This window comes from Acidovorax sp. SUPP950, assembly GCF_030158935.1.
Lineage (GTDB): Bacteria > Pseudomonadota > Gammaproteobacteria > Burkholderiales > Burkholderiaceae_C > Paracidovorax.
In genome coordinates this window covers 869,902-885,567 of sequence record NZ_BQXE01000002.1, presented here as the reverse complement: position 1 = coordinate 885,567, position 15,666 = coordinate 869,902, and the positions used below count along the sequence as shown (strand labels likewise).

General features: G+C 66.7%; 19 protein-coding genes. 10 read left to right on the top strand and 9 right to left on the bottom strand.

The window, feature by feature from the left end; all coding sequences use genetic code 11:
* Positions 1-175: 175 nt before the first annotated feature.
* From AVME950_RS13215 to AVME950_RS13205, 3 genes are all read right to left on the bottom strand, one after another.
* Positions 176-457: a hypothetical protein gene (locus tag AVME950_RS13215; protein WP_284395434.1), complete on the bottom strand. Its 282-nt coding sequence runs from the start codon at positions 455-457 to the stop codon at positions 176-178.
* A gap of 205 nt (positions 458-662) precedes the next feature.
* Positions 663-1,184, bottom strand: coding sequence for a hypothetical protein (locus AVME950_RS13210; protein WP_284430144.1), 522 nt, complete (start codon positions 1,182-1,184; stop codon positions 663-665).
* A gap of 46 nt (positions 1,185-1,230) precedes the next feature.
* On the bottom strand, positions 1,231-2,364 hold the full coding sequence (locus tag AVME950_RS13205; RefSeq protein ID WP_284430143.1) for a JmjC domain-containing protein: 1,134 nt from the start codon (positions 2,362-2,364) through the stop codon (positions 1,231-1,233).
* 52 nt (positions 2,365-2,416) lie between these two features.
* Here AVME950_RS13205 and AVME950_RS13200 point away from each other — a divergent pair, with 52 nt between their 5' ends.
* Positions 2,417-2,941 (top strand): FKBP-type peptidyl-prolyl cis-trans isomerase, encoded by a 525-nt coding sequence (locus AVME950_RS13200; RefSeq protein WP_272568063.1) that lies wholly within the window; start codon positions 2,417-2,419, stop codon positions 2,939-2,941.
* Positions 2,942-3,036: 95 nt separating this feature from the next.
* Here AVME950_RS13200 and AVME950_RS13195 read toward each other — a convergent pair whose 3' ends face one another.
* The 4 genes from AVME950_RS13195 to coaBC form a co-directional block, all read right to left on the bottom strand.
* The gene (locus tag AVME950_RS13195) at positions 3,037-3,546 is read right to left on the bottom strand and encodes an outer membrane lipoprotein (RefSeq protein ID WP_272551741.1); all 510 of its coding nucleotides are present in this window, start codon (positions 3,544-3,546) and stop codon (positions 3,037-3,039) included.
* Positions 3,547-3,725: 179 nt separating this feature from the next.
* Entirely contained in the window at positions 3,726-4,172 is a 447-nt protein-coding gene (gene dut / locus AVME950_RS13190; protein WP_284430142.1) for a dUTP diphosphatase, read from the bottom strand.
* A 9-nt stretch (positions 4,173-4,181) separates the two neighbouring features.
* A complete protein-coding gene (locus tag AVME950_RS13185; RefSeq protein WP_284430141.1) occupies positions 4,182-4,688 on the bottom strand; it encodes a hypothetical protein in 507 nt (168 codons plus the stop codon).
* 26 nt (positions 4,689-4,714) lie between these two features.
* On the bottom strand, positions 4,715-5,935 hold the full coding sequence (gene coaBC / locus AVME950_RS13180) for a bifunctional phosphopantothenoylcysteine decarboxylase/phosphopantothenate--cysteine ligase CoaBC (protein ID WP_284430140.1): 1,221 nt from the start codon (positions 5,933-5,935) through the stop codon (positions 4,715-4,717).
* Positions 5,936-6,036: 101 nt separating this feature from the next.
* On the opposite strand from coaBC, the gene pyrG reads away from it, so the two are divergent.
* From pyrG to AVME950_RS13145, 7 genes are all read left to right on the top strand, one after another.
* Positions 6,037-7,707: a CTP synthase gene (gene pyrG / locus AVME950_RS13175; protein WP_272568057.1), complete on the top strand. Its 1,671-nt coding sequence runs from the start codon at positions 6,037-6,039 to the stop codon at positions 7,705-7,707.
* 45 nt (positions 7,708-7,752) lie between these two features.
* The gene (gene kdsA, locus AVME950_RS13170; protein ID WP_272568056.1) at positions 7,753-8,610 is read left to right on the top strand and encodes a 3-deoxy-8-phosphooctulonate synthase; all 858 of its coding nucleotides are present in this window, start codon (positions 7,753-7,755) and stop codon (positions 8,608-8,610) included.
* A 3-nt stretch (positions 8,611-8,613) separates the two neighbouring features.
* Positions 8,614-8,904, top strand: a complete 291-nt coding sequence (locus AVME950_RS13165) for a DUF1330 domain-containing protein (RefSeq protein WP_272568055.1) — start codon at positions 8,614-8,616, stop codon at positions 8,902-8,904.
* Between the two features lie 55 nt (positions 8,905-8,959).
* Positions 8,960-9,448, top strand: coding sequence for a hypothetical protein (locus tag AVME950_RS13160; protein ID WP_284430139.1), 489 nt, complete (start codon positions 8,960-8,962; stop codon positions 9,446-9,448).
* 113 nt (positions 9,449-9,561) lie between these two features.
* Complete coding sequence (eno, locus tag AVME950_RS13155; RefSeq protein WP_272568051.1) at positions 9,562-10,848, top strand: phosphopyruvate hydratase; 1,287 nt, start codon at positions 9,562-9,564, stop codon at positions 10,846-10,848.
* 96 nt (positions 10,849-10,944) lie between these two features.
* Complete coding sequence (locus tag AVME950_RS13150) at positions 10,945-11,223, top strand: septum formation initiator family protein (RefSeq protein WP_272551727.1); 279 nt, start codon at positions 10,945-10,947, stop codon at positions 11,221-11,223.
* 47 nt (positions 11,224-11,270) lie between these two features.
* Positions 11,271-11,837, top strand: coding sequence for a hypothetical protein (locus tag AVME950_RS13145; protein ID WP_284430138.1), 567 nt, complete (start codon positions 11,271-11,273; stop codon positions 11,835-11,837).
* 30 nt (positions 11,838-11,867) lie between these two features.
* Here the strand turns inward: AVME950_RS13145 and hslO are convergent, their stop codons facing one another.
* Positions 11,868-12,857, bottom strand: a complete 990-nt coding sequence (gene hslO, locus AVME950_RS13140) for an Hsp33 family molecular chaperone HslO (protein ID WP_272568048.1) — start codon at positions 12,855-12,857, stop codon at positions 11,868-11,870.
* Between the two features lie 28 nt (positions 12,858-12,885).
* Positions 12,886-13,410: a gamma carbonic anhydrase family protein gene (locus AVME950_RS13135; protein WP_272568047.1), complete on the bottom strand. Its 525-nt coding sequence runs from the start codon at positions 13,408-13,410 to the stop codon at positions 12,886-12,888.
* Positions 13,411-13,457: 47 nt separating this feature from the next.
* Here AVME950_RS13135 and AVME950_RS13130 point away from each other — a divergent pair, with 47 nt between their 5' ends.
* Both AVME950_RS13130 and AVME950_RS13125 read left to right on the top strand, forming a co-directional pair.
* Positions 13,458-14,261, top strand: a complete 804-nt coding sequence (locus AVME950_RS13130; protein ID WP_284430137.1) for a ferritin-like domain-containing protein — start codon at positions 13,458-13,460, stop codon at positions 14,259-14,261.
* A gap of 105 nt (positions 14,262-14,366) precedes the next feature.
* Positions 14,367-15,632, top strand: coding sequence for an EAL and HDOD domain-containing protein (locus AVME950_RS13125; protein ID WP_284430136.1), 1,266 nt, complete (start codon positions 14,367-14,369; stop codon positions 15,630-15,632).
* Positions 15,633-15,666 lie beyond the last annotated feature (34 nt).

Sequence of the window (15,666 nt, the reverse complement as noted above, 5' to 3'; positions counted from 1 at the left end):
TCTTTCGGCAGGCCGCGGACTTGGTAAGGCCTTGAGGTCCGCAAGGCATCTCGCATTTCGTACCCCTTCGAAACCAGCCAAAACGGCCCGCCCAATAAAAAAAGCCCCGACCTGGTGGTACGGGGCTTTTTGCCAGACTCCGGCACGGTGTGCCGAAGCCGGTTGGAGCGATCGCTTACTTGGCGGTGGAAGCGCCGGCAGCGGCTGCTGCTGCAGCATCGGCAGCGGCCTTGGCAGCGTCGCCTGCGGGAGCGGAAGCAGCGTCGGATGCGGGAGCGGTCATGGCAGGGGCTGCGTCGGAAGCAGCAGGCGTCACCACGGGAGCGGGAGCCGGTGCTGGTGCGGGTGCTTCCACAGGAGCGGGAGCCGGTGCAGGCGCAGCGGCTTCTTCCTTCTTGCCGCAAGCGGCGAGAGCGACGGAGGCGACCAGGGCAGCCAGAACGAGAGAGTTCTTCATTTCAGTTTTTCCTATTGGACAGACGGATATTGGAATTGCCGCCATTGGCGCCCTCTTGCAGCGTGCTCTTTGGCGGTGCTTGGCGCTCAGGGGCGCCTTTTTTTACTTCAACCGCAAATTATAGGGAGATTCCGTCAATACAGACTAACACCGACGGGACGTTTTGTTTCTCTTCGGTAAATCGCAAAAATGGGGAGCGCATTATTCACAGCCCCAGCGTGGTCGCCGGGAACCCCGGTGAACTCTTGCGCAGCAGCCATTCGTTGAGGGCCTCGCGCGCCAGCAGGCGGCGCTCGGGCTCGCGGCCTGCTACGCCGGCGCAGCGCTCAGGGTCCAACCGTTGCAGCACCCAGGCATCGGACCAGAGCACGCTGGGCAGTTCCAGGCGGTCTGCCGTGGGCGCGCGGCGGCATTCGATCACATGGTCCCACACGCCCCGCCAATGCACGAAGCGCGCGTGGCGCCGCACCATTTCGTCATACGTTCCGGCCAGCATCGTGAGGCGGCGCCCGCGGCGCGCCCAGGACTGCAGCGAATCGATCACCTCGCGCTCGCCAAGCGGCCAATCATGAAAGTCGAAGTCGCTCAGCACGATCTCGTTCCAGCCTTCCCGAGCCGCGCAAGCCAACGCGTCGCGCACCCATTGGCGAAAGTCTTCCCGGCCGTTGAAACGCCCGGCGGGCAGTGCGGCGACCGCTTCGGGATGGCGGGGGAGTGCATCGGACATCGGTGGCTCCTTAAGGTGACTGCACCTTTGCGCGTTCAAAGGCCCATCAATCAGGCGGCGACCAGGCGTGCGCCCAACCCGTTTCGCACCAGGACGACAACAGCTCCAGCGCATCGTCGCTGGCGCGCGCGAGATCGCGGGGGCGCAGCACGCGCTCATCGGCCAGCCGGCGCATGAGGGTGGCGTCGCGGCCTGCCGCCAGGTAGCTGTCGCCGTTGATGAACACATGGCGCACGTCATACGCCATGCGGGTGCGGCGGTCCAGTTGAACGCCTTCCAGCAGGCCGCCCACCGCCCCGGGCTCGAACCACACGTTGGGCTTGGGCTCGGTCAGGCTCTCGCCCAGGGCGCGCTCCAGTGCCAGCGGCTCGGACAGGGCGCGCTCCAGCGCCTGGCGGGCAAAGGCCTGCAGCGCCGGGGGAATCTCGCCCGGCTGCGCCACCGCGGCCTGTGACGGATCGCGGTACAGCTGGGGTGGCGCATCGTCATCGGCGGCATCATCGGCCAGGCGCGACAGCAACTCCTGCGCGATCCCGTTGCGTGCGGGGGAGCGGAACCCGATGGAGTAGGTCATGCATTCGCCTTCGGCGATGCCATCGTGCGCATAGCGCGGCGGCAGGTAGAGCATGTCCCCGGGCTCGAGCACGAACTCCTGCTCGGGCTCGAACTGCGCCAGCACCTTGAGCGGAATGCCCTCGCGCAGCGTGAGGTCCTTCTGCCGGCCGATGCGCCAGCGCCGACGCCCCCGGGCCTGGAGCAGGAAGACGTCGTAGCTGTCGAAATGCGGTCCGACGCCGCCGCCATCGGAGGCATAGCTGATCATCAGGTCGTCGAGCCGCGCGCGCGGCACGAAGCAAAACTGCTCCATCAGCGCATGCACCGCGTCGTCATGCAGATCGACGCCTTGCACCAGCAGCGTCCACTCGCGCGTGGTGAGCGGCGGCAGTGAACGGCGCGCGAAAGGGCCGTGGCGCAGCTTCCACGCGCCGGCCTTGTGCTGCACGAGGCGCGATTCGACGCCCTCTTGCGCGGCGAGCGCGAACAATTCGGCACGTTGCACCGGCGGGTCGAACGCGGCGATGGCCTGGCGAACCAGCAGGGGCTTTTTCTGCCAGTGGCGGCGCATGAACTGCGCCGGCGTGAGCCCGCCCAGCAGCGCCAGAGGTTGTTGAACATCCATGGGGAATTGATGCCGCGTGCGCGGACGAGGGTCGAACTGCGACAATTCTCCTATGGAAATCAACCAACAATGTGTGGTCGCTTTGACCTGGATCCTGAAAGACACCCTGGGCGAGGAACTGGACGTGCTCGATGAGCCGGTGGAGTTTCTCGTCGGCGGCGACGATCTGCTCGCGCGCATCGAAGAGGCCCTGCAAGGCCATGCCGCGGGCACGTCGCTGTCGCTGCACCTGGAGCCCGAGGAAGCCTTCGGCGACTACCAGGACCAACTGCTGTTCCTCGAACCGCGCAACCTCTTTCCCGCCGATCTGGAAGAAGGCATGACGGTCGAAGGCAGCGCGCTGCCGCAGGGCACCAACCCGGCGGCCCCGCGCGACGTGCTGTACACCGTGGCCCAGATCTATCCGGAGCACATCGTGCTCGACGGCAACCACCCGCTGGCAGGCATCGCGCTGCGCCTGCACCTCACGGTGCAAAGCGTGCGCGAGGCCACCGAGGAAGAGATCGGCCGCGGCTCGGCCGGCACCGGCTTCTTTCGCATCCAGCCGCCCGCGGCGGACGCGCCGACCCTTCACTGACCGATTCATCGACCCATGCAAAACGGGCCCCGAGGGGCCCGTTTTGCATGGGTTGCCTGCCACGCGTGCGCGGCAGGCGACGAGAGCATGGCAGGTCAGATGCGCGAGATCTGGCCGCCATACAGGCGCACGCGGTCGCCGGTGCGCAGGTCTCCTGGCGTGGTCACGTCATAGACGCGCTGGCCGCCCTGATCCAGCTGGATCGTCAGGCGGTAGCCCTCGGCCTGGCCGTCGTTGTTGTTGCCGGTGCGGCCTTCGATCTGGTTACCCACCACACCGCCGCCCACGGCACCCAGCACGGTGGCTGCGGCGCGGCCGCTGCCCTTGCCCACCTGGTTGCCCAGCACGCCGCCGGCCACCGCGCCCAGCACGGCACCCGCGCCGCTGGTGCCGCGGTTGCGCGCATGCAGGGTTTCGATGTTGGAGACCACGCCGAACTCGGTGCCGTTCTGGTTCTGGTTCTGCGCAGCGGGGTAGGAGGAATAGCCCGGCTGGGGCTGGGCGGGGTAGTTGTTGGAATAGCGCGGTTGCTGGGCGCAGGCCGAGAGCAGGGTCACCAGGGCGACGGAACCTGCCAGGGTGGCGGAGCGGATGAAACGGGACATGAGAGTTCTCCTTCAGAGCGATGCGCAGGCCTTCAAAGCCTTTGACGTGAAGCGGATTGCACCATGCAGCCCACCCCGGAACCCGACGGGCAATCGCGGCCCGGCAGGCAAGACAGATACCGGCAGCCATGTCGGCGCCGGCCTACAAAAGATCGGAAACAGATGGCGCGGCAGGCCGTTCAGGCCTGACCCGTCGAGCCGTAGCCGCCTTCGCCGCGCTGCGTGGCTGGAAAGTCGCTGACCACGTTGAACTGCGCCTGCACCACCGGCACGATGACCAGTTGGGCCAGCCGCTCCATGGGCTCCAGGGTGAACGCCGTGTTGCTGCGGTTCCAGGCGCTGACCATGAGCTGGCCCTGGTAGTCGCTGTCGATCAGCCCCACCAGATTGCCCAGCACGATGCCATGCTTGTGCCCCAGGCCCGAGCGCGGAAGGATCAGCGCGGCATACCCGGGGTCTTTCAGATAGATGGCGATCCCGGTGGGTACCAGTTGCCAGGCGTTGGGCTGCAGCGTGAGCGGCTCGTCCAGGCAGGCACGCAGGTCGAGGCCGGCGCTGCCCGGCGTGGCGTAGGAAGGCAGCTGCGCTGCCATGCGGGGGTCGAGAATCTTGACGTCGATCTTCACAGGTTCAATTCACTTCTTGGGAAAACGGGAATTCGGGGGCTGGCGCGCCGCCTGGCGCAGCGCCTCCAGCACGGTTTGCAATGCCGCGGCGCGGTCGGTGCCGGGCGATGATGGCGAGCCGCCGGACAGCAGGCGCCCTGCCGCGCCCAGGCCCCACCACAGCAGGCCGAGCGAGACGACGCCGAACAGCGAACCCCAGGCGAAAGCCAGCCACGCCACCGCTTTCGCCAGCACCAGCAGGAGCAGCACCGCCCGTGCCAGGCGCAACAGCCGGAGCCCTTGGGCGCCCGGCATCGTCAGAGAGGCCTGACGCGTCACCGCATCGCGGACGGGCGCCTTCAAGGCTGCGCCTTTCGCAGCCGTACCAACGACAGTCGGGCGGGCGCCGTAGTGGCCAGGCTCCTCACCGGGCGCCAACGAATGGGCCGGATGCTGCATCCGGCTGAGCCGCTCCACGTAGCTTGCGAAATCGCCGTCGGGCGGCGTGTCCCATTCGGGGCGCAAGGGATGCTGCACGGGTTGGATCGGTTTCAGACGGGATGTCAGGCGGCGCCCGCAATGCGCCGGGCGATCTCGGCCACCAACTGGCGGGCCAGCTCGCGCTTGGAGGCGCGTGGCAGTTCGCGGTGCCCCTGGGCATCGATCAGCAGCAGCGCGTTGTCGTCCTGCCCGAAGGTGGCTGGGCCGATGTTGCCCACCAGCAGCGGCACGCCCTTGCGCTCGCGCTTGGCGCTGGCGTGGCGCAGCAGGTCTTCGCTCTCGGCCGCAAAACCGACGCAGAACAATTGCCCCGAGAGCGCGCGCTCGGATTTCGCGACCTGGGCCAGGATGTCCGTGTTCTCCACGAACGCCAGCGCAGGCACCTCGCCGGAGCCGTCCTTCTTGATCTTGTGGCGGGCTGCCTGCGCAGGGCGCCAGTCGGCCACGGCAGCGGTTGCTACAAAAACAGTAGCATCCGAGGCATATTCCACTACGGCATCGAGCATGTTTTGTGCCGATTGCACGTCCACGCGGCGCACGCCGCGCGGTGTGGGCAGGTGCACCGGCCCCGCCACCAGCGTGACTTGCGCGCCGGCCTCGCGCGCGGCGCGGGCGATGGAAAAGCCCATCTTGCCGCTGGAGCGGTTGGTGATGCCGCGCACCGGATCGATGGCCTCGAACGTGGGGCCCGCCGTCACCAGCACGTGCTGGCCGGCCAGCACCTTGGGCGCGAAGAACGCCGTCAGTTCCTCCAGCAGTTCGGCCGGCTCCAGCATGCGGCCGTCACCGGTCTCGCCGCAGGCCTGGTCGCCGTTGCCCACGGCCAGCACGACGGCGCCGTCGCGCGCGACCTGCGCCAGGTTGCGCTGCGTGGCCGGGTGCGCCCACATCTCGCGGTTCATGGCGGGGGCGAGCAGCAGCGGCACGCGGTCGATGGGCCGGGCCAGGCAGGTCAGGCTCAGCAGTTCGTCGGAGCGCCCCTGCGCCAGGCGCGCGATGAAGTCCGCGCTGCACGGCGCGATGACGATCGCGTCGGCCTCGCGGCCCAGGTTGATGTGCGGCATGTTGTTGGGCGCGCGCGCGTCCCACTGCGAGTGGTACACCGTGCGCCCGGTCAGCGCCTGCATCGTGACGGGGGTCATGAACTGCGCGGCCGCCTCGGTCATCACGACCTGCACGGTGGCCCCGGCCTTGATGAGCAGGCGGGCGAATTCGGCCGATTTGTAGCAGGCGATGCCGCCGGAGAGTCCCAGGAGAATGTGTTTGCCGGCGAGCTCGTTCATGGCGCGCAATTTAGCAGACGGAGCCTGCGGGCTTGCAAAGCGCCGGCCGGGGCCTTGATGGCCGCCCTCTATAATCCCGATTTCCCACCACCAAAAAAGACATGACCAAATTTGTCTTCGTCACCGGCGGTGTGGTGTCTTCCCTGGGCAAGGGAATCGCCTCAGCCTCCCTTGCCGCGATCCTCGAATCGCGGGGCCTCAAAGTCACCCTCATCAAGCTCGACCCGTACATCAACGTGGACCCGGGCACCATGTCCCCGTTCCAGCACGGCGAGGTCTTCGTCACCGACGACGGCGCCGAAACCGACCTCGATCTCGGCCACTATGAGCGTTTCATCGAAACGCGCATGAAAAAGACCAACAACTTCACCACGGGCCGCATCTACCAGAGCGTGCTGGAGAAGGAACGGCGCGGCGACTACCTCGGCAAGACCGTGCAGGTCATTCCGCACGTCACCAACGAAATCCAGGAATACATCAAGCGCGGCGCCGGCGTGGGCACGGGCGACGCGGTGGACGTGGCCATCGTCGAGATCGGCGGCACGGTGGGCGACATCGAGTCCCTGCCCTTCCTGGAAGCGGTGCGCCAGCTGAGCCTCAAGCTCGGCCCCAACAACGCCGCCTTCGTGCACCTGACCTACCTGCCGTGGATCGCCGCCGCGGGCGAGCTCAAGACCAAGCCGACCCAGCACACCGTGCAGGAGCTGCGCAAGATCGGCATTCAGCCCGATGCGCTGCTGTGCCGCGCCGACCGCCGCATTCCCGAGGAAGAGCGCGGCAAGATTTCGCTGTTCACCAACGTGCCCGAGTGGGGCGTGATCAGCATGTGGGACGTGGACACCATCTACAAGGTGCCGCGCATGCTGCACGAGCAGGGCCTGGACGGCCTGATCTGCGACAAGCTGCGCCTGAACACGCCGCCCACGACCCTCAAGCGCTGGGACCAGCTCGTCTACGAGACCGAGCATCCACAGGGCGAGGTCACCATCGCCATGGTGGGCAAGTACGTGGACCTGTCCGACAGCTACAAGTCGGTGAACGAGGCGCTGCGCCACGCCGGCATGAAGAACCATGTGCGCGTGAAGATCGAGCACATCGATTCCGAGACCATCGGCGCCGCCGACGCGGCCGAAAAACTCGCTAAATACGATGCCATCCTGGTGCCCGGCGGCTTCGGCGCGCGGGGCGTGGAAGGCAAGATCAGCACGGCCCGCTATGCCCGCGAGCACCAGGTGCCCTATCTGGGCATCTGCCTGGGAATGCAGGTCGCCACCATCGAGTACGCGCGCCACGTGGCCGGTCTCAAGGACGCCAACAGCACCGAGTTCGAGCCTGCCACGCCCCACCCCGTGATCGCCCTGATCACCGAGTGGAAGGACGCCGACGGCACGATCAAGACGCGCAACGAAAACTCCGACCTGGGCGGCACCATGCGCCTGGGCGCGCAGAGCTCGGACGTGGCGTCCGGCACGCTGGCGCACGAGATCTACGGCAACATCGTCACCGAGCGCCACCGCCACCGCTACGAAGCCAACGTGAACTACCTCGACCAGCTGCGCAAGGCGGGCCTGGTGATCTCGGCGCTCACGCAGCGCGAGCAGCTCACCGAGATCGTCGAGCTGCCCAAGAGCGTGCATCCCTGGTACATCGGCGTGCAGTTCCACCCCGAATTCAAATCGACGCCGTGGAACGGCCACCCGCTCTTCAACGCCTTCATCAAGGCGGCCGTGGAGCGCCAAAAGAGCCAGCAGCCAGCCCTCGCGGCGGCCTGAAAGCCTTCTTCCGAAGCAACGACGAGAAAAGAAAGAACCCCTGCCATGAAACTCTGCGGCTTCGACGTCGGCCTGGAACACCGCTTCTTCCTCATCGCGGGCCCCTGCGTGATCGAGTCCGAGCAACTGCAGATGGACGTGGCGGGTCAGCTCAAGGAGACGGCGGCGGCGCTGGGCATTCCGTTCATCTTCAAGAGCAGCTTCGACAAGGCCAACCGGTCTTCGGGCACCAGCTTTCGCGGCCCCGGCCGCGAGAAGGGCCTGGAGATCCTGGCCAAGATCCGGCGCGACCTGGACGTGCCCGTGCTGACCGACGTGCACACCGAGGACGACATCACCGAGGCCGCCAAGGTGGTCGATGTGCTGCAGACGCCCGCCTTCCTGTGCCGCCAGACCGACTTCATCCGCGCGGTGGCGCAGTCGGGCAAGCCGGTGAACATCAAGAAGGGCCAGTTCCTCGCGCCGCACGACATGAAGAACGTGATCGACAAGGCTCGCGCCGCCGCGCTGGAAGCCGGCCTGCCCGAGGACAGCTTCATGGCCTGCGAGCGGGGTGCGAGCTTCGGCTACAACAACCTCGTGTCCGACATGCGCGGCCTGGCCATCATGCGCGAGACCGGGGCGCCGGTCGTGTTCGACGCCACCCACTCGGTGCAGTTGCCGGGCGGCCAGGGCACGAGCAGCGGCGGCCAGCGTGAGATGGTCCCGGTGCTGGCCCGCGCCGCCGTCGCCGTGGGCGTGGCGGGCCTCTTCATGGAAACGCACCCCGATCCGGCCAAGGCCCTGTCGGACGGCCCCAACGCCGTGCCGCTCAAGCACATGAAGGCGCTGCTGGAAACGCTGGTGGCGCTGGACACCATCACCAAGCGCAACGGATTCCTCGAAAACAACTTTGGAGCCTGAGCCATGAGCAGTGGTTACGTCATCGCATCCGTCACCGTCACCAACCCGACGCAGTACGAGGAGTACAAGAAGTGGAGCACCCACGCCATGCAGGTGCATGGCGCCGAGGTCTGCATCCGCGGCGGCAAGGTCGAGGTGCTCGAAGGCGACTGGAACCCCGGCCGCACCGTGCTGCTGAAGTTCCCGAGCTTCGAGGCGGCCCGCGCGTTCTACGACACGCCCGAGTACCAGAAGGCCAAGGCGGCCCGCGAAGGCGCGGCCGTCATGCGCATGGTGTGCGTGGAAGGCGTGTGAGCCGAGCACCTTCATTTTGCTGATTGATCAAATCTGCTGCACTCGCAACCAGCCGATGGCTTACTTTCCAGTGGTCGTGCTGTCTTCGGTGGTGATGGGGTTGTTGCTTACTCCAATGATCTATGTCGCCATTGGTGCGCTCAGCGGTTTCGCAATGGCATTTGCGTTTCTCTCCTTGCCATCGCTGCTTGCTTGCACGCTGATTCTCTCGTACCGATTTCTCGCGCGGCCTGGGGTGCGTGAGTCTTCAAGAGCAAGGTTTTCAGCAGTCGAGTCCATTGCCTGGCTTTTGGTGGGCTCTTTCTTGTTTGTCATTTCAGATTTCACCCTGCTGACTCTCTCAGAGCGCGTCGGTCTGTTTTGCACGTTGCTGTTGATTGCATCCTTTTTGGCTGCGCCCTGGATGGCACTGCGCCCCTGCGCGCTGGTGGTCCGCATCGCGCAATGGCCTAAACCACTGGTTTTGGCATGCTCATTGAGCGCAACCGTGCTTTTGATCATGGGTTCCGCGATCTACCTATACAAACCCGACCCATTTTTATAGCCCCACACCCTTTGCTGCATGGGTGAGTGCGGAGGATGGTAGCGATCGTCGTTGCCGTTGCCAGAGCACTACCTGGGGCCAATCGATAATTCTTTAAAACTGGAGAACCTTGAATGAGTGCCATCGTTGATATCGTAGGTCGCGAAGTGCTGGACAGTCGCGGCAACCCCACCGTCGAATGCGACGTGCTGCTGGAATCGGGCGTGATGGGCCGCGCGGCCGTGCCCTCTGGTGCGTCCACCGGCAGCCGCGAGGCCATCGAGCTGCGTGACGGCGACAAGGGCCGCTACCTGGGCAAGGGCGTGCTCAAGGCCGTGGAGCACATCAACACCGAGATTTCCGAGGCCGTGCTGGGCCTGGACGCCTCCGAGCAGGCCTTTCTGGACAAGACCCTGATCGACCTGGACGGCACCGACAACAAGAGCCGCCTGGGCGCGAACGCCATGCTGGCGGTCTCCATGGCCGTGGCCCGCGCCGCTGCTGAAGAGTCCGGCCTGCCCCTGTACCGCTACTTGGGCGGCATGGGCGGCATCCAGTTGCCCGTGCCGATGATGAACGTCATCAACGGCGGCGCGCATGCCAACAACAGCCTGGATCTGCAGGAATTCATGATCGTCCCCGTGGGTGCGCCGAGCTTCCGCGAAGCCGTGCGCTGGGGCGCCGAGGTGTTCCATGCCCTCAAGAAGATCATCAACGACCGCGGCATGAGCACCGCCGTGGGCGACGAGGGCGGTTTCGCCCCCAGCGTCGAGAACCACGAAGCCGCGATCCAGCTCATCCTGCAGGCCATCGACGCCGCCGGCTACACCGCCGGCGAACAGATCGCCCTGGCCCTGGACTGCGCGGCCAGCGAGTTCTACAAGGACGGCCACTACGTGCTGGAAGGCGAAGGCGGCATCCGCCTGACGGCCCAGCAATGGACCGACATGCTCGCCGCGTGGGTGGACAAGTACCCCATCATCTCCATCGAAGACGGCATGGCCGAAGGCGACTGGGACGGCTGGAAGCACCTGACCGAACGCCTGGGCGAGAAGGTGCAGTTGGTGGGCGACGACCTGTTCGTCACCAACACCAAGATCCTGAAGGAAGGCATCGACAAGCGCATCGCCAACTCGATCCTCATCAAGATCAACCAGATCGGCACCCTGACCGAAACCTTCGCTGCCATCGAGATGGCCAAGCGCGCCGGCTACACGGCCGTGATCTCGCACCGTTCGGGCGAGACCGAGGACAGCACCATCGCCGACATCGCCGTGGGCACCAACGCGGGCCAGATCAAGACGGGCTCGCTGTCGCGCTCGGACCGCATCGCCAAGTACAACCAGCTGCTGCGCATCGAGGAAGACCTGGGCGACATCGCCCACTACCCCGGCCGCGCTGCGTTCTACAACCTGCGCTGACCTGAACCCACCGCCGTGGCACGGTCCTCCCTCCTTCTGTGAGGGCCGTGCCACGGGCGGTGACCGATCCCTTTCCTGCCGCCTGATCTGACCGCCATGAGTCCCCGCATCGTTCCGCTGGTGCTGCTCCTCCTCCTCGTGGGGGTGCAGGCGCAGCTGTGGTCCGGCCGCGGCAGCGTCCACCACGTGCAGGAAATGAAGGAAAAGATCGCTGCGCAAAAGCAGGCCAATGCCGAGGCCCGCCAGGCCAACGAACGCCTCACCTCCGAAGTGCACGACCTGCGCGAAGGCCTGGACATGGTCGAGGAAAAGGCGCGCAACGAACTGGGCATGGTCAAGCCCAACGAGATCTACGTGCAGGTGACCCACCGCTGAGCGGACGGGGCCTCTGCAGCGTTCATTCCCACCGCCCCCCGAGTCCCTTGGCCGCCGATCCGGTCCGCATCGCCCTGCTGGGCGCCCCCGGCACCGGGCTGGAGGCTTTAGCGCGCGCGGTGGCACGGCACCTGCAGCCGGGGCATGCCTTGGTCGATGCCTGCCCGGCGCTGCATGCGGCCGTGTCGCGCTGCCTGCAGGCGCCGGTGGGCCCCTTGCAAGATGCGGCGCAGCAGGCGCTGGCAGCGCTGGCGGCGACCCATGCGGCAACGTGCCGAGCCACGCTGCTCGGCGGACTGGACGGCGCGACGCCCTCGAAAGCCTCGGGCCAGACACCGCAGCCCTGCGGGCAGGAGCGGTTCGATGCCTGCCTGCGCGGGGCGCTTTCCGAGGCCGGTGTGGCCTATCGCGTGCTGTACGGCAGCGAGAACGAGCGGCTGCGGGCGGCCCTGGATGCTATTAAAAAAATAGCACCCAGGGCATATGATCCGCCGGCACCCACCGTTTTTGATCAAGAAGCGCCGGCACGGCCTGCCCGCCTTCGTGCATGGTCGTGCGAGAAGTGCAGCGACCCCGAGTGCGAGCACAAGCTGTTCACGGCGCTGCGCGGCTGATGCGGGACCCGCGGGCCTTGCAGCCGGCGGCTACTGAACGCTGGACGGCCCCGGCAATTGCTTGCCGGGCTCGGTGAAGATCTGCGCCGCATCCACCGCGTCGTAGCGGTACTGCTGGCCGCAGAACTCGCAGGCCACCTCGATGTCGCCGCGCTCGGCGAGGATGCTCTCGGCCTCTTCCACCCCCAGGCTGCGCAGCATGTTGCTGACGCGCTCGCGGCTGCAGGTGCAGGCGAACCGCGGGCCGTCCACGCCCTGCTGGGGCACGAAGCGCAGCAGTTTCTCTTCCCAGAAAAGGCGGCGCAGGATGGTGTCCACGTCCAGGCCCAGCAGTTCGTCGCGCGTCAGGCTGGCCGCCAGGGTGGCGATGCGGTTGTAGTCCTCGTTGTGGCCGATCTGGTCCTCGTTCTCGCGGTGGGTCAGTTCGCCGGCGAGGTTGCCCTCGCCCTTGATCGGCATGCGCTGGATGAGCAGGCCGGCGGCCACCTGGTCGTCGGCGGCCAGCACCAGCGTGGTGTCCAGCTGTTCGGACTGCAGCATGTAGTGCTGCAGCACGTCGCTGAGCTTTTCGATCTTCTCGTGGTGGTCGCCATGCAGCGGCACCACGCCCTGGTAAGGCTGCCGGCCCGGCAGGCGGTCCTTCGGATCGAGCGTGATGGCGCAGCGCCCGCCGCCGCCCACGTTCACCATGTCGCTCAGGCGGGCACCGTCCGGCACTTCGCCGTTCACCGAGGCCGTGGCGCGCAGGCTGAGGTCCGACTGCACCTCGGCCACCGCCAGCTTGACGGGGCCGTCGCCGAAGACCTGCAGCACCAGCGCCCCGTTGAACTTGATGTTGGACTGCATCAGCACGCCGGCCGCGGCCATCTCGCCCAATAGCTCGCGCACGGGCGGCGGATAGGCGCCGGAGGTGGTGTTGCCGGCGCGCCGCGCGAGGATCTCGGTCCAGGCGTCGGTGAGGCGCACGATCATGCCGCGCACGGGCAGGCCATCGAAAAGAAACTTGTGGAGTTCAGACACCCTGGTTTTCCTGAAATGTTGGCGCCGCTCAAGCCAGCTTGCGCAACCCGGCTCGAAAGCGCTGGGCGTTGTCGATGTAGGTCTGCGCATTCCGGCGCAGGCCCTCGATCTGCTCGGGCGAGAGCTGGCGCACCGCCTTCGCGGGACTGCCGATGATCATGGAGCCATCGGGAAACTCCTTGCCCTCCGTCACCAGCGCGCCGGCGCCGACGAGGCAATGCCTGCCGATCTTCGCACCGTTGAGCACCACCGCGCCGATGCCGATGAGCGATTCGTCGCCCACCGTGCAGCCATGCAGCATGACCTTGTGGCCGATCGTCACGCGCTCGCCCAGCACCAGCGGCTGGCCGGGGTCGGAGTGCAGCACGCTGCCATCCTGCACATTGGTGCCGGCGCCGATGGTGATCGGCTCGTTGTCGCCGCGCAGCACGGCCCCGAACCAGATGCTGGACGACTCTCCCAGCACGACGTGGCCGATGACTTCGGCACTGTCCGCCACCCACGCCGACGGCGCGGTGCGGGGAGAAATGCCATCGAGTTCGTAAAGCGCCATCCAGGTCTCCTTTTTTGTCAGCGGGGCCGAATCCTAGAATTGTAGGGATGGACCTTCGCCAACGTGCCCTCGAGGCCCTGTGCCTGACAGACCCCCAGGCCAAAGCCGCCGCCACCCTGGACCTGCACGCGCGTGCGGCCGACCATGGCGTGGCCGCGACCAGCCCGCAGGGCCCCGCCGACCCCGCCACTCTGCCCGGCCGCCCCGAGCGGCCCGCCCTGCTGCGCCACACGGAGGTGGCGCGCCGCTCGCCGGCCACGCACGAGGGCCGCGCGGTGCTGATGCACGCCATCGCGCACATCGAATTCAACGCCATCAACCTCGCCCTCGACGCGGTGTGGCGTTTCGACGGCATGCCGCCGGACTTCTACCTCGACTGGCTGCGGGTGGCGGCCGAAGAGGCCAAGCACTTCGGATTGCTGCGCGAACACCTGCGAAGCATGGGGCACGACTACGGCGATTTTCCCGCCCACCAGGGCCTGTGGACCATGTGCGAGAAGACCGCGGGCGACATCGTCGCGCGCATGGCCCTGGTGCCGCGCACGCTCGAGGCCCGCGGCCTGGACGCCACACCGCTGATCCAGCGCAAACTGCGGCAGGTGGGCACCGCCGACGCGCTGGCGGCTGTGGACATCCTGGACATCATCCTGCGCGAGGAGGTCGGGCATGTGGCGATTGGTAACCATTGGTATCGCTTCCTGTGCGATCGGGAAGGGCTGGACCCGATGGCGCACTACGCCCTGCTGGTCCGGCGCTACGAGGCGCCACGCCTGAAACCGCCCTTCAACGCCGATGCCCGCCGCGCGGCGGGCTTCAGCGACGCCGAAATGGAGTGGCTGCAGCATGGCTGACCCGGCCGCGTGGGCAGCCGTTCTTTCCTACAATGCGCCCAAGCCCCGCAACCCCTTTGCCGAAGGGACGCGGCCCCTCCACCGATCGCCTTCCGTTCGCCATCCATGCCCCACACGCCTGTCGCCGGCAATTCCCCGTCCATTGCCCCCGAGAGCAGCCCTGCCGGCGCCATGATCGCCCGCCAGGCGATCATGAACGGGCAGCAGGCCGTGGTGGGCTATGAACTCTTCAACCGCTCGCGCTCCGGCCATGGCCACACGGCGGCAACGGACGTGTTCCTGGTGTTTACCGCGCTGTCGCACGCCGGCAGCGAGGAACTGGTGGGCAAGAAGCTCATCTTCGTCAACTGCACGCACGAGAGCCTGTCCGGCGGCCACCTGGAGCTGGTCGATCCCGACAAGGTCGTGCTGGAGATCCCGCCCCTGGGCCACGCGGCCGCCGAAGAGGTGAGTACGCGGCTGCCGATCCTGTCGGGCCTGCGCGAGCGGGGCTTCCACCTGGCCTTCAACCACACGGTGCTGGAATCGGCCTATGCACCGTGGCTGCCGCTGGCCGACTACATCAAGCTCGACCTGTCCGTACTGGCGCCGGACCAGCTGGCCGTGCTCATCAAATATGCCGGGCGGCACTCCAAGGCCGAGCTGATCGCCGAGAAGGTGGAGACGGCCAAGCAGTACGACATGGCCTCCAGCAAGGGGGTGCAGCTGTTCCAGGGGTATTGGTTCTCCCGCCCCTCGCTGGTGGAGGCCAAGCTGCTCACCCCCGCGCAAAGCAGCATCATCCAGCTCATCAACCTCGTGCGCCAGCAGGCCAGCACGGACGAAATCGAAGAGGTTCTCAAAAAGGACGCGGGCCTGGCATTCAACCTGATGCGGCTCATCAATTCGTCGGGTTTCGGGCTCTCCCGCGAGATCACCTCGTTCCGGCAAGCCGTGATGCTCATGGGGCTCAAGAAGCTCTTTCGCTGGGCCGCGCTGCTGCTCACCGCCTCGCGCGGGGGCGGCATCTCCGCCGCCGTCGGCCACACGGCCGTGGTGCGTGGGCGGTTGATGGAGCTGCTGGCCCTGGAGACCATGTCGCAGGAAGACGCCGATCAGGCCTTCGTGGTGGGCATCTTCTCGATGCTCGACCGCATGCTGAGCATGCCCATGGAATCCGCTGTGGGGCTGCTGCACGTGCCCGGCACCGTGTCGGACGCCCTGCTGCACCGCGCCGGCACGCTGGGCGAACTGCTGCGGCTCGCCGAAGCCTGCGAATCCAGCGACGACGCCGCCTTCGATCAGGCCGCCAGTTCGCTGCAACTGTCCAGCCAGCAAATCAACATGGCCCATTTGCAGGCACTGGCCTGGGCGGACCAGTTGACGGAATGAGCCCCAGAGTGGGCGACAGCGTGCGGCTCTGGTG

Excerpts from the sequence above, each read along its gene's own strand:
- AVME950_RS13215 (WP_284395434.1), bottom strand. The coding sequence starts at position 457 with ATGAAGAACTCTCTCGTTCTGGCTGCCCTGGTCGCCTCCGTCGCTCTC.
- AVME950_RS13210 (WP_284430144.1), bottom strand. The coding sequence starts at position 1,184 with ATGTCCGATGCACTCCCCCGCCATCCCGAAGCGGTCGCCGCACTGCCC.
- AVME950_RS13205 (WP_284430143.1), bottom strand. The coding sequence starts at position 2,364 with ATGGATGTTCAACAACCTCTGGCGCTGCTGGGCGGGCTCACGCCGGCG.
- AVME950_RS13200 (WP_272568063.1), top strand. The coding sequence starts at position 2,417 with ATGGAAATCAACCAACAATGTGTGGTCGCTTTGACCTGGATCCTGAAA.
- AVME950_RS13195 (WP_272551741.1), bottom strand. The coding sequence starts at position 3,546 with ATGTCCCGTTTCATCCGCTCCGCCACCCTGGCAGGTTCCGTCGCCCTG.
- coaBC (WP_284430140.1), bottom strand. The coding sequence starts at position 5,935 with ATGAACGAGCTCGCCGGCAAACACATTCTCCTGGGACTCTCCGGCGGC.
- pyrG (WP_272568057.1), top strand. The coding sequence starts at position 6,037 with ATGACCAAATTTGTCTTCGTCACCGGCGGTGTGGTGTCTTCCCTGGGC.
- kdsA (WP_272568056.1), top strand. The coding sequence starts at position 7,753 with ATGAAACTCTGCGGCTTCGACGTCGGCCTGGAACACCGCTTCTTCCTC.
- AVME950_RS13165 (WP_272568055.1), top strand. The coding sequence starts at position 8,614 with ATGAGCAGTGGTTACGTCATCGCATCCGTCACCGTCACCAACCCGACG.
- AVME950_RS13160 (WP_284430139.1), top strand. The coding sequence starts at position 8,960 with ATGGCTTACTTTCCAGTGGTCGTGCTGTCTTCGGTGGTGATGGGGTTG.
- eno (WP_272568051.1), top strand. The coding sequence starts at position 9,562 with ATGAGTGCCATCGTTGATATCGTAGGTCGCGAAGTGCTGGACAGTCGC.
- AVME950_RS13150 (WP_272551727.1), top strand. The coding sequence starts at position 10,945 with ATGAGTCCCCGCATCGTTCCGCTGGTGCTGCTCCTCCTCCTCGTGGGG.
- AVME950_RS13135 (WP_272568047.1), bottom strand. The coding sequence starts at position 13,410 with ATGGCGCTTTACGAACTCGATGGCATTTCTCCCCGCACCGCGCCGTCG.
- AVME950_RS13130 (WP_284430137.1), top strand. The coding sequence starts at position 13,458 with ATGGACCTTCGCCAACGTGCCCTCGAGGCCCTGTGCCTGACAGACCCC.
- AVME950_RS13125 (WP_284430136.1), top strand. The coding sequence starts at position 14,367 with ATGCCCCACACGCCTGTCGCCGGCAATTCCCCGTCCATTGCCCCCGAG.